Below are 12,107 nucleotides of genomic sequence, written 5' to 3' on the forward strand. Positions count from 1 at the left end.
CGAGATCGGCGGCGGATTCCGGGGCTCCTGGCTCGGCCTGCCCCGCTTCCGCAACCCGTCTATCGCGAATTCATCGACATGCTGTTCAGCATGCGATTGCCGATTCTCGGGATGGGTCTGGTGGTCGCGGGCGTCGCGGGGCTGACCGCCTTCGAGTGGCACGATCCCGTCAATGGCGCGCTCGCCGCGCTGGCCCTGATCCTGACGCTGGCGCGGCTGCTCGTCCTCCAACTTTATTGGCGCGACCGGCCGATCGTCGACGACGCGCAGCTCCGGCACTGGGAGCGCCGCTACGCCATCGGGAATTACGCCTTCGCATTGCTGCTCGCCGCGCTCAACATCAACGCGCTGACGATTCACCAGCCCCTTTTGCACCTGATCACGGTCAGCCTGGTGTTCAGCTTCGGCGCCGGGGTGGTGTCGCGCATCTCGATCCGCCCGGTGATCTGCGTGGTGAGCCTGCTCCTCGCCACCGTTCCCACCGCCGCCGCGCTGGCGGTGCACGCCTTCATCCCCCACGGCGCGGAACTCCATTCCGAGCTGTTCGCGATCGAAGCGCTGCTCGTTGCGATGATCACCGCGCTGAGCCTGCAGACCGTCGCCCATCTCTATCGGTCGGCGGTGGTGCACCACACCGCCAAGCACGACCTCGCCCAGCTCGCCCGGTACGACGCCCTCACCGGCCTTCCGAACCGGCTGCTTCTGCGCGAGCGTTTCCGCGAAAGCAGCCTCGCCGCCGCGCAGACGGAGACACGGCTCGCGGTCCATTTCATCGATCTCGATGGCTTCAAGGGCATCAACGACCGTCATGGCCATCCCGCCGGGGATTCGGTGCTCCAGCAGGTCGCGCGCCGCCTCGAGGGGATCATCAGGGCCGACGACACGGTGGCGCGGCTGGGCGGGGACGAGTTCATCGTGCTCCAGACCGATGTCGGCCATGGCGACGAAGCCGAAATGCTGGCGCGCCGGATCATCAAGCAGCTGAGCGCCCCCTATGAAGTGGAGGGCGAGCCGATGCGGATTTCCGCGAGCGTCGGCATCGCGATGATGCCCGATTATGGACGCGATCTGGAGGAGCTGCTCTCCTGCGCCGATGCCGCGCTCTACCGGTCAAAGGGCGCGGGCAAGGCGCGCGTGAATTTCTGCACCCGCGAGGACGCGGCGAGCGCAAGGCTGGCCGCGGCTTAGTTGCCCGCTCGCCACCCCTTCGCCACCGCCGCCTTCTCGCCTGCGGCATCCAGCGCCTCGCCCTTCATCATCTCCTGCGCATCGGCCATCACCGCCGCCGATCCGGCCTGGCGATACTCGCCCTTCTCCGCCGCCCCGCTCGCGCGATAGTTGCGGATCGTCCAGCCGCCATCGCCCTTGCACGCCACGCCGCTGCGCCCCGCGGTTTCGAAGACGCGGCAATAATTGCCCTCGGCGTTGCGGAAGCTCAGCCGCACCAGCCCGTCCTTCGACGCGAGCTGGGTGTCGAGCGCCTTGGCCATCTCGCCCTGCGCGACCAGATCGCCGCTCTGCGCGCCAAAGGAAGGCCCCCCGCCAAGGCCCGTGCGCGAGGTCAGGCCCAGCGCCACGCCGAGCACCAGCGCCGCGGCGATCGCGCCGGCGTTGCGCCAGAAGACCGGCCTGGGCGGCTTGGGCTGCCGCGCCGCGCGCGCCGCGCCGAGATCGACCACCTTGGCCGAGCTGCGCAGCATCGCCGCCAGCCGGTCGGGCGCGGGGGCGGCCGCGACCGGATCGAAATGCGCGCGGAGCCTGGTCCGGAGCAGCCGGTGCTTCTCGACCTGCTCGGCCAATGCGGGATCGGCGGCCACGGCCTTCTCCACCCGCTTCGCGGTCACCGCGTCGAGCTCGCCATCGGCATAGGCCATCAGCGTCTCGGCGGTGATTTCGTTCTTCGGCGTCATGCCGCCTCTCCCAGCCGCGCCATCAGCGCCTCGCGTCCGCGTACCAGCCGCGAGGTCAGCGTGCCCATCGGTATCTCCAATATTTCCGCCGCTTCCTTATAGGCAAAGCCTTCGACCAGCACGAGCGCCACCGCCTCGCGCTGCTCGGGGGGCAGCAGCGCCATCGCGCGCCCGACATTGCCGAGTTCGACCGCGGCCTCGATCCCCGCATCCCCGCGATCGCCGACATCCTCGCCGGCTTCCGCGCCGACAAAGGTCTCGCCGTGGCGCGTCCTCGCGCGGGCGGTGTCGATCCAGTGGTTACGCATGATCCGGTACATCCAGCTATCCAGTCGTGTTCCCGGCTCCCATTGCGCGCGGGACTTGAGCGCGCGCTCGATCGCCGATTGGCAGAGATCGTCGGCGTCGGCCGCGTCGCGGGCGAGCGCATGGGCAAAGCGCCGCAACCGCGGCAACAGCGCCAGCATCTCGTCCTCGAACGCCACCTGCGTCTTTTCTCCGCCTTCGATGGATGAAACGAGCGGCCTGCCCCGTTTCATCCGCATGCATGACAGATTTTTGAAGCAGGTCTAGAAAGATGGCGATGCGGTACAGGCTCTGGACCTTGCTGGCGATACTCCTCGCCATGCCGGTGGCGGCAGGCGCGCAGATATTGCCGCTGCCGACCCTGCCCAACACAGGCGGCGTGACCGGGCAGGTGGGGCAGCTGGTACCGCGCGTGCCGGTTGATCAGGTCCTTCAATCCGCCACCGATCTCGCACAGGCGCGGATCGACCGGCTGCAGACGCTGGTACGCCGCAATCCGGACCGCATCGCACTCGATCGCCAGGGCAATCCGGTCCGCGCGGGCGAGGTCGTGCTGACCGACCCCGACGACGCCAGCATCGCCGCCGCCCAGGCCGCGGGCTTCCGGCTGATCGAGCGCGACACCGTCCCCGGGCTCGACATCGGCTTTGCCCGTTTCGCGGCACCGCGCGGCATGTCGATCGAGAGCGCGCTCAAGCGGATGCGCAAGGCAGCCCCCGATCGCGAGGTCTCCGCCGATCCGCTCCATTTCGCGAGCGGCGGTGAGGCCCCCGCGCCCTTCACTGCCCCCTTCTTCGCCCCTGCCCCCTTCGCCGCCGCCGGCGCACGGGTCGGCATCATCGATGGCGGCGTGAACACCCAGGTCGTCGCCCCGCCCGTCACCCAGACCGGCTTTGCGACCGGTGCGCCCTATGTGAACGACCATGCCACCGGCATCGCCTCGCTGATTTCGGGCGGCTCGGGCGTCCGCGCGGCAGCGCTCGGATCCGCGCTCTATGTCGCCGACGTCTATGGCCGCGATCCTGCGGGAGGCAACGCCACCGCCATCGCCCGCGCGATCGGCTGGCTAGTCACCCAGCAGGTCGAGGTGATCACCGTCAGCCTGGTCGGCCCCGCCAACCCCCTGCTCGCGCGCACGATCGCGGCGGCGCAGGCGCGCGGGGTGCTGATCGTCGCGGCGGTGGGCAATGACGGCCCCGCCGCGCCGCCCTCCTATCCTGCCTCCTATCCGGGCGTCATCGCGGTCACGGGCGTCGACGGACACGACCGCGCGCTGATCGAGGCGGGCCGCGCCGAGCATCTCGATTATGCCGCCCCCGGCGCGGACATGCTCGCGGCGAACAGCGGCGGGCGGCTGGTGGCGGTGCGCGGCACCTCCTTCGCCGCCCCGCTGGTCGCGGCGCGCATCGCCGCCACCGGCAGCCCGGCGGCACTCGACCGCGAGGCGCGCGATCTCGGCCCGCGCGGCCCCGACCGCATTTTTGGCCGCGGGCTGGTCTGCGGCGATTGCAGGACCTCGCGAAAATAATTTCGCGATCCCGGGATTAAATCCCGACTCCCTCCCGTTCTCGAATTGAGCGCACCGAAACCGGCGCGCCAGGCATTCGGAAAGGGTCCGACCATGAAAGCTCTCTTCATCACTTCAGCGGCCGCTCTCGCCCTGATCGCGGCTCCCGCTTCGGCGCAGATTCTCGGCGGCGGTGGCGGCGGCGGCCTTGGCGGCGGTCTGGGCGGCAGCCTCGGCGGCGGCGGTCTTGGCGGCGGCCTGGGCGGCAATATCGATGGCACGCTGCGCGGCACCTTCGATCGCGCGGGCGATCCGATCCGCTCGACCACCCGCACCACCGACGACGCCCGCACCAACACCCGCGTCACCCCTCGCGCCGATCGCCGCCGTGGCCATGCCAGCGCCGATGCGGCGACCACCACCACCGGCGACGCGATGCTCGACAGCACCACCAGCGCGCTCGGCCGCCCCCTCGGCGCCTCGGGCCGTGCGAGCGGTTCGGGCTCGGCGAGCGGTAGCGCCGACGCGCAGCTGATTGGCACCGACACGGTCCGCGACACCGTCCGCGGTACCCGCGAGCGCGGCCAGGAGGCGGCGGGCAACGCCGTCACCCGCACCCGCGGCGCCGCCGACAACACCCGGGATCGCGCCGGCACCGCCGCCGGCAACGCCCGTGGCCGCGCTGATGGCGCGCTTGGCCTGATCCCCAGCCCCAGCGGCATGCTCTCGGGCAGCGCCTCGGGCAATGGCTCGGCGAGCGGCTCGGCCGGACGTGGCGGCGCTTCGGGCAGCGGCAGCGCCTCGGGCGGCGGCATGCTCGTCCTCGACGGAACGCCGGGCGCGAACGTCCCGGGCAACGTCCCCGTCAGCCCGGGCATGCTCGTCCAGGACGTCCATGGCCGCGCCGTCGGCCGGGTCGAGCAGGTCAAGGCGACCGGCAACGGCACCGTCCGTTCGGTGGTCGTCCGTTCGGGCGACACCGTCCAGACGCTTCCCGCCGCGAACTTCTCGGGCTCGGGCAATGCGCTGGTGACGGGTGCGCTCTCGGCCAACGGGTCGTCGAGCGGCAGCGGTTCGGGCAGCGGCGCGGCGACCGGCGGCACGCAGTCGTCGAACGGCAAGCCTGCCCGCGCGCATCCGCGTCCGCAGGGCCGTGGCGAGGATCATGAGAAGCCGCGCTACTCGAACAGCCAGCCGACCGAATAACCTCCGCGGGCCCCGCCCTCTCTGGCCCGCTCGATGCGCCCGGCTTCCCCGCCGGGCGCATCTTTCTTTGCGAGGGGTCAACGGCTAGACCCGCCCCCATGAAGATCGCCTTTCTCGGCCTCGGCATGATGGGCTCCGGCATCGCCGGAAACCTGTTGCGCGCGGGCCATGAGCTCCGCCTTTGGAACCGCTCCCCCGAAAAGGCCGACGCGCTCGTCGCCGCGGGCGCCACCCTCGCCGCTACCCCGCGCGAGGCCGGCGAAGGCGCGGATATCGCCTTCACCATGGTCGCCGACGATCACGCGCTGCTCGGCCTGCTCGAAGGCCCTGACGGCCTGATCGCCGGGCTTCCGACGGGCGCGATCCATGTCTCGCAGAGCACCATCTCGGTCGCCGCCGCCGATCGCATCGCCGCGCTGCATGCCGATCGCGGCCAGACGCTCGTCTCTGCCCCGGTGTTCGGCCGTCCCGCGGTCGCCGAGGCGGGGCAGCTCTGGATCGTCACCGGCGGCCCCGCCGCCGCGCTCGAAACCTGCGCGCCCTTGTTTGATGCGATCGGCCGCGCGGTCTTCCCGGTCGGCGACACCGCCTCGGCGGCGAACCTCGTCAAGCTGTGTGGAAACTTCATGATCCTCGCCACCACCGAGGCGATGGGCGAAGCGATGCTGCTCAGCGAACGCGGCGGCGTCCCCCGCACCAAGCTGCTCGAGGTGCTCCAGGGCACCCTGTTCGACGCGCCGATCTACAAGATCTACGGCCCCCTGGTCGCCGAGCAACGCTGGCGCCCGGCAGGATTCGCGGCGCCGCTCGGCCTCAAGGACATGCGGCTTGCCTGCGAGGCCGCGGACGCGGTCGGCACGACGCTGCCGATCCTCCACATCATCCGCGACCATCTCGAAATCGCGATCGAACGCGAGGGCAGCGACGTGGATGTCGCCGCTCTCGTCTCCGCCTTGCCCTAGGCGCCAACCCCTCTCCGTTCAAACGCCGCGAAGTCACTCGCGCGTCAAAAGGCGCGCGTCAGGTCGATGACGCCGCGGCCATAGATGGGGTCGATCCCCACCGCGCCCGCATCGCGCGCGGAGCTGTACAGCCGGTCGACCAGCTGCGCGCCGGAAAAGCTCGGATTGGCCTGTGCCAGCAGCACCAAAGCGCCCGACACCAACGGCGTCGCCGCCGAGCACGAGCCTTCATAGGCGGTGATGAAATGATCCGCGCTGGTCCCCGCGCGGTTGCTGAAGCCCTGGATCGTATCGGTCGCGGTCACCGTGCCCACCAGGACGACGAGCCCGCGCGCGATCGCGGCATCGTTCGCCAGCGCTGCACCCCAGATCTGCGGCTGGGCCTGCGCCTCGTTCCCCGCGCAGATCGTCACCACGATCCCGGCGGCGGTGGCGCGATCGACGGCGTCGCGCATGTCCGCCGCTGGCGCTGAATCGCCGATCATCGACAGGTTGATCACCCGCGCTCCCGCCAGCCGTGCGCGATCGACGCCCTCCGCCACCGCAGAGAGCCGCAGGAAGCACGACGTGGTGCAGGCCGGCTCGACGCGATAGGCGATGATCGTCGCGTCGAAGGCGACGCCGTGGATCCCCGCCCCGTCGCGCCGCGCCGCGAGAAGCTTCGCGACCGCGGTCCCGTGTCCGTTCGCATCGTCGAGCGTGCCCGCGCCAACCAGGTCGGCCGACTCGGGATCGATCCGTCCGGTGAAATCGGGGCTGTCGATATCGATGCCGGTATCGATCACCGCCACCTTGATCCCGAGCCCGGTCGCGCCGTGATTATAGGCCGTGACCGCGTTCATCGACACCGCACCGATCGAGGCGCGATATTCGGCAGTGTCGAAACCCGCGGTCGGCGACGGGGTCGCGCTTGGCGCGGGCGTCGGGGTCGGGGTCACGATGGTGCCACTGCCACCACCACCGCCGCCTCCCCCGCCGCTGCACGCCGCGAGCGCCAGCAAGGCGGCGGCCGGGAGCGAGCCCGATAGTGCTAAACGAAGCATCGCCCAGCAGTATCGCGTTCCCGGCCGCAATGCCAGCCCGGGGTCCGGACTAGTCCTCGATCTTGCGCTTCCGGGTCTCGGGCAACAGCAGCAGCCCGATCACGAAGGTCGCGCCCGCCGCCACTACCGGATACCATAATCCGTAATAGATATCCCCCGTCGCCGCGACCATCGCGAAGGCGGTCGCGGGCAGGAAGCCGCCGAACCAGCCATTGCCGATATGGTAGGGCAGGCTCATCGAGGTGTAGCGGATCTTGCTCGGGAAGAACTCCACCAGCATCGCCGCGATCGGGCCATAGACCATCGTCACCAGCAGCACGAGCAGGGTGAGGATCCCCACCACGCGCACCTTGTCGATCCGCGCCGGATCGGCCTTGGCCGGATAGCCCGCCGCGGTCAGCGCCGCCTTGGTGCGGTCCTGGAAATCGGTGATCAGCGCCTTGCGCCCCGCGGCATCCGCCAGCGCGGCGGTCTGCGGCACCGGCACGGTCACCTCGCCGATCGCCAGCACCACCTGGTCGTCCGCCGCACCCGGCATATCGGCCTGCTTGTACGGCACGCCCGCCTTGGCGAGATAGGATTTGGCCACGTCGCAGGCATTGGTGTCGAACTTGTTCTTGCCGATCGGGTCGAACTGGAACGAGCATTGCGTCGTGCCCACATCGATCCGCACCGGGGCTCGCCCCTGCGCTTCGACGAGCGCGGGATTCGCCGCCTGCGCCAGCATCCCGAACAGATAGAAATAGCTCAGCGCCGCGAGCAGGCAGCCCGTCAGGATGATCGGCTTGCGCCCGATCTTGTCCGACAGCCAGCCGAAGAAGATGAAGAAGGGCGTGCCGATCGCGAGCGCAATGGCGATCAGCATGTTGGTCGTCGCCAGATCGACCTTGAGCGTCTTTTCGAGGAAGAACAGCGCGTAGAATTGCCCGGTATACCAGACCACCGCCTGCCCCACGACCGCGCCGAACAGCGCGATCAGCACGAGGCGCAGATTGCCCCAGCGCAGGAACGCCTCGGTCAGCGGCGCCTTGGAGGTCGCGCCGGTCGCCTTCATCTGGGCATAGACCGGGCTCTCCTGGAGCTGGAGCCGGATCCACAGCGACACGAGCAGGAGGATCGCCGAGGCAAAGAAGGGCACACGCCAGCCCCAGCTCGCGAACGCCTCGGCCCCGAGCACGGTCTGCGCGCCGATCACCACCAGCAAGGCCGCGAACAGCCCCAGTGTCGCGGTCGTCTGGATCCAGCTCGTATAGAGGCCGCGCTTGTTGTCGGGCGCATGCTCGGCGACGAAGGTCGCGGCGCCGCCATATTGCCCGCCGAGCGCCAGCCCCTGGAGCAGCCTCAGCCCCACCAGCAGCAGCGGCGCGGCGACGCCGACGGTCGCGAAATTGGGGAGCAGGCCGACGCAGAAGGTCGAAAGCCCCATGATCGTCATGGTGACGAGGAAGGTGTTCTTGCGCCCGACCAGATCGCCGATCCGCCCGAACACCAAAGCGCCGAACGGCCGCACCGCGAACCCCGCCGCGAACGCCGCCAGCGCCAGGATGAAGCCCGTCGTATCGTTCACGCCCGAAAAGAATTGCGCGCTGATCGTCGTGGCGAGCAGGCCGTAGAGGTAGAAATCATACCATTCGAAGACGGTGCCCAGCGACGACGCCGCGATCACCATCTTCTCCTTGCCCGTCGCCTCGTGATGAAAGGGAAGCTCTTCCCCCGCGACCCCGACCTCGGCCATCCCACTCTCCCTGTTCTATAGTTAGCGCTACCAAACCACATCGCGGACGCGCTGCAAAGCCGGATCGTCGCGGCAGCGCTTTCCCGAATCGCTCGGGCCCCCTAGAGCGGAGCCGGCTAGTCACAACGGAAACGACATGATCGACCGGATCTTCCTCTCGCATCCCCGCAGCGTCGGCGAATCCTATGCCGAGCATGCCGGCGTCGCCGCGAAGTTCGGCGCGACAATGGTGGTGGGGGGCGTCGCTTGCATGATCCATGCGGTGCTTCCCTCGGTCTTCCCCCGCGCCGCCAGCGACCGGGTGAAGAAGCTCTACGCCCAGATGGTCGCGCGCCAGCCGAACATGCGCCGCCCAGCTTTCGAAGAGCCCGAGTGGCAGATCGAATACGAAATCTGAGCGCTGGTTCGGTGCGCCACCCTCACCGCCTTGCTTCTCGCCGTGCTCCGGCGCAGGCCGGAGCTCTGGCCGCAACTACACCACAAGTCTCCAGCGCTCCGGCCTTCGCCGGCGCACGAATCTCTCTGGCACGGTTGATGGTGTCGGCCGCATGATCAACCACGTCGCCATCATCGGCGCCGGCTTTTCCGGCACGCTTCAGGCAATCAACCTGCTGCGTCATGACGGTCCCCGCGCCACGCTGATCGAGCGCGCGCCCGAGCCCGGCGTCGGGCTCGCCTATGGCGCCGCCCATCCCAGCCATGTCCTCAACGTCCGCGCCTCGAACATGAGCGCGCTCCCCGACGATCCCGGCCATTTCGTCCGCTGGCTCGAAGCGCGTGGGGTGGCAAATGCCGCTGCCGCCTTCATCCCCCGCATGATGTACGGCGAATATCTGCGCCAGATGCTCGACGAGACCCGCCGCGCCGCGGGCGACCGGCTGACGGTGATCCAGGGCGAGGTCGAGGATCTCGAGGTGGGCGAGACCGCCACCCTCACCCTCGCCGGCCGCACCCTCCATGCCGACGCCGCGGTGCTCGCGGTCGGCAATCTCCCGCCCCATTCGCCACCGGGCCTCGACCCGGACGCGCTCTCAGCCGACCGCTACAAGGGCAATCCCTGGGACCCCACCATGCCCGAGGGTCTCGCGAGCGAGGATACCGTGCTGATCATCGGTACCGGCCTGACGATGGTCGATGTCGCCCTTACCCTCGACGCACAGGGCTATACGGGCAAGATCGTCGCCCTCTCCCGCCGCGGCCTGCTCCCGCGGCCGCACGGCCCCGGCGCCGAGTGGAAGAAGATCGACGAACGCCCCGACACCCATGCCTCGACGCTGCTGGGCGAGGTCCGCGCCCGCGCCGAGGCGATCGGCTGGCGCAACGCGGTCGATGAGCTCCGCCCCTTCACCCAGCCGATGTGGGGCAACGCCACCGAGGATCAGCGCGCGCGCTTCCTCCGCCACCTCCGCCCCTGGTGGGACGTCCATCGCCACCGCCTCGCGCCCGAGGTCCATGCCCGGCTCCACGCGATCATCGATCGGGGCCAGCTGAGCGTCGTCGCGGGCAAGACGCTGGCGTTCGAGGAAGGCGACGGCGGCGTCGCGGTCACGTGGCGCCCGCGCGGCTCGGACAGGGCCGAAACCCTCACCGCGCGCCGCATCGTCAACTGCACCGGTCCGCTGACCGATCTCGCCCGCACCACCGAGCCGCTGCTCCGCAAGCTAGCCGCGCGCGGGGTCATCCGCGCCGACGAGGCACGGCTCGGCATCGATGTCGATAATCAGGCCCAGACGATCAACGCGCGCGGCCGGATCAACCCCGCCCTCTATGCGCTTGGGCCCATGACGCGCGGCGCATTCTGGGAAATCGTTGCGGTTCCGGACATTCGGACGCAAACTTGGAACCTCGCGCGGCGGCTTTCCAACGCGCACTGGGTCGGGGGGGAAGGTCTGTGAAGCGAACCGCGCTGTTGCTCGCCCTGCTGGCGTCCGCCTGCGCGCAAGCGCAGCAGCCCGCGAACAACGTCGCCGAAGCAGCACCCTCGCCCGCCCCGACCGGCTATGCACTCCGCTCGAACGTCGCGGGCGCCAGCCTCGTCAGGGTGACGGAACTCCCCGCCACCACCACGCTTCCCGCCGAGGGCAATTGCGATCATTTCGTCGAGCCCGTCTCGCCCGCCGCAAAACTCGCCGCGCAAAAAGGCTGGCGCGTGCTGGGCGAGGAGCGGTTCAAACAGTTCCAGGTCGTGCTGATCGCGCGCGGCGGCGATGCGATGACCAGTGGCCGCTGCAACTATATCGATTCCAATCTCGCCTTCTTCGAAGGCGGCCGCCTGATCGGCATCCTCTACCCCAAGGGCAAGGACAGCACCCCGATCGCGGGGATCGAGCCCGTCGACGGCCATCTGCGCGTTTGGAGCACCGATCCGATGGCGCTGGGGCAGGTCAACCTGACCGGTACCAACCTCAGCTATGACGAAATCAGCGGCGGCGATCGCGTCTGCGGCGGAAAGTACAACGTGCCGACCGTGTTTGGCCTTCCCTATGCCGAGGCGCGCAAGAAGCTGATCGCCGCAGGCTGGCGCGCGCTGCCGAGCAAGGAGGAGGTCTCGCAGATCGCCGACTATGCGGCGGCCCGGCGGCGCTTTCCCGAGCTCGATACCTGCGCGGGCACCGGCTATGGCGAATGCGGCTACACGCTGACCGCGGCGGATGGGGTCACGACATTGGGAGTCGTCACGCTCGGCGATGTCGATGACGCAACGGTCAGCGGCTATGACGTCGCCTGCGACGGCAAGCCCGAACAGGACCCGAACGGCCCCTAAAGCTCCAGCCCCTTGGCGAGCAGCGCCATGTGCCGCCGCGACAGCATCCGCGAGGTCGCATAGGGCGGCCCCTCGAGCGCCCATTGCGCCACCAGCCCGATATGCATCGTCCGGAACGAGAGCACGAGCGTGTCCACCGGCAGCGCGCGCTTCATCCCGGGCCGCGCCAGCAGCCGCTCGAACAGCGCCGCCAGCGTCGCGTCGACCTGATCACTGAATTCGGCCAGCTCGGGCGCCGCCTCGTCCGCCGCGAACAGCCGCGAGAGATAGACGCGGACATAGGGCAGATAATCCACCTTGTTGTCGATCAGCCGCCACGAGGCGCTGTCGAGCGCCTCGGCAACGCTCATCCCCTGCCGCGGCAATTCGGCGATCGTCGCCAGCGCCGCCCGGTCGAGTTCGACCAGCAGCGCGACGACGAGATCCTCCTTCGCCTCGAAATAATTGTAGACAGTGCCCTTCCCGACATCCGCCGCGGCGGCGATCTCGTCGACCGTCACCGCATCGATCCCGCGCTTTGCGAACAGTCCCGACGCCGCCTTGGTCAGGCGGTTGCGCGTATCGAGACGCTTGCGTTCGCGTAGGCCGACGGCGGTCATAGATGACTAAGGTCATATTTACCGTGAAGATGCAAGAGCGTGCATCTATATAGTATCAATTGACACTAAATGACC

At 69.2% G+C, this 12,107-nt stretch carries 12 protein-coding genes; 7 read left to right on the top strand and 5 right to left on the bottom strand.

The window, feature by feature from the left end:
• The first annotated feature begins 90 nt into the window (after positions 1–90).
• Positions 91–1,188 (top strand): GGDEF domain-containing protein, encoded by a 1,098-nt coding sequence (locus OF829_RS18695; RefSeq protein ID WP_264941695.1) that lies wholly within the window; start codon positions 91–93, stop codon positions 1,186–1,188.
• Here the strand turns inward: OF829_RS18695 and OF829_RS18700 are convergent.
• A complete protein-coding gene (locus OF829_RS18700) occupies positions 1,185–1,910 on the bottom strand; it encodes an anti-sigma factor family protein (RefSeq protein WP_264941696.1) in 726 nt (241 codons plus the stop codon). The two genes, OF829_RS18695 and OF829_RS18700, sit on opposite strands and share 4 nt — an antisense overlap.
• A complete protein-coding gene (locus tag OF829_RS18705) occupies positions 1,907–2,395 on the bottom strand; it encodes an RNA polymerase sigma factor (protein ID WP_264941775.1) in 489 nt (162 codons plus the stop codon). The genes OF829_RS18700 and OF829_RS18705 overlap by 4 nt, the downstream gene beginning before the upstream one ends.
• Before the next feature lie 98 nt (positions 2,396–2,493).
• On the opposite strand from OF829_RS18705, the gene OF829_RS18710 reads away from it, so the two are divergent.
• The 3 genes from OF829_RS18710 (at position 2,494) to OF829_RS18720 (ending at position 5,891) form a co-directional block, all read left to right on the top strand.
• Positions 2,494–3,744 (top strand): S8 family serine peptidase, encoded by a 1,251-nt coding sequence (locus OF829_RS18710; RefSeq protein WP_264941697.1) that lies wholly within the window; start codon positions 2,494–2,496, stop codon positions 3,742–3,744.
• Between the two features lie 93 nt (positions 3,745–3,837).
• Positions 3,838–4,929: a hypothetical protein gene (locus OF829_RS18715; protein ID WP_264941698.1), complete on the top strand. Its 1,092-nt coding sequence runs from the start codon at positions 3,838–3,840 to the stop codon at positions 4,927–4,929.
• 98 nt (positions 4,930–5,027) lie between these two features.
• Positions 5,028–5,891, top strand: a complete 864-nt coding sequence (locus OF829_RS18720) for an NAD(P)-dependent oxidoreductase (protein ID WP_264941699.1) — start codon at positions 5,028–5,030, stop codon at positions 5,889–5,891.
• Positions 5,892–5,935: 44 nt separating this feature from the next.
• Here OF829_RS18720 and OF829_RS18725 read toward each other — a convergent pair whose 3' ends face one another.
• Together OF829_RS18725 and OF829_RS18730 are read right to left on the bottom strand one after the other, a co-directional pair.
• Positions 5,936–6,934: a S8 family peptidase gene (locus OF829_RS18725; protein ID WP_264941700.1), complete on the bottom strand. Its 999-nt coding sequence runs from the start codon at positions 6,932–6,934 to the stop codon at positions 5,936–5,938.
• A gap of 49 nt (positions 6,935–6,983) precedes the next feature.
• A complete protein-coding gene (locus OF829_RS18730) occupies positions 6,984–8,669 on the bottom strand; it encodes an MFS transporter (protein WP_264941701.1) in 1,686 nt (561 codons plus the stop codon).
• A gap of 136 nt (positions 8,670–8,805) precedes the next feature.
• Here OF829_RS18730 and OF829_RS18735 point away from each other — a divergent pair, with 136 nt between their 5' ends.
• The 3 genes from OF829_RS18735 to OF829_RS18745 all read left to right on the top strand — a co-directional run bounded on the left by OF829_RS18735 (position 8,806) and on the right by OF829_RS18745 (position 11,433).
• Complete coding sequence (locus OF829_RS18735) at positions 8,806–9,066, top strand: DUF6356 family protein (RefSeq protein ID WP_264941702.1); 261 nt, start codon at positions 8,806–8,808, stop codon at positions 9,064–9,066.
• A 151-nt stretch (positions 9,067–9,217) separates the two neighbouring features.
• Complete coding sequence (locus tag OF829_RS18740; protein WP_264941704.1) at positions 9,218–10,564, top strand: FAD/NAD(P)-binding protein; 1,347 nt, start codon at positions 9,218–9,220, stop codon at positions 10,562–10,564.
• Positions 10,561–11,433 carry a hypothetical protein gene (locus OF829_RS18745; RefSeq protein ID WP_264941705.1) on the top strand — a complete coding sequence of 291 codons (873 nt, stop codon included), beginning with the start codon at positions 10,561–10,563 and terminating at the stop codon, positions 11,431–11,433. The genes OF829_RS18740 and OF829_RS18745 overlap by 4 nt, the downstream gene beginning before the upstream one ends.
• Here the strand turns inward: OF829_RS18745 and OF829_RS18750 are convergent.
• Positions 11,430–12,032, bottom strand: a complete 603-nt coding sequence (locus OF829_RS18750) for a TetR/AcrR family transcriptional regulator (protein WP_264941706.1) — start codon at positions 12,030–12,032, stop codon at positions 11,430–11,432. The genes OF829_RS18745 and OF829_RS18750 overlap by 4 nt on opposite strands.
• Between the last annotated feature and the right edge of the window lie 75 nt (positions 12,033–12,107).

This window comes from Sphingomonas caeni (genome assembly GCF_026013415.1).
GTDB classification, from domain to species: Bacteria; Pseudomonadota; Alphaproteobacteria; order Sphingomonadales; family Sphingomonadaceae; genus Sphingomonas; species Sphingomonas caeni.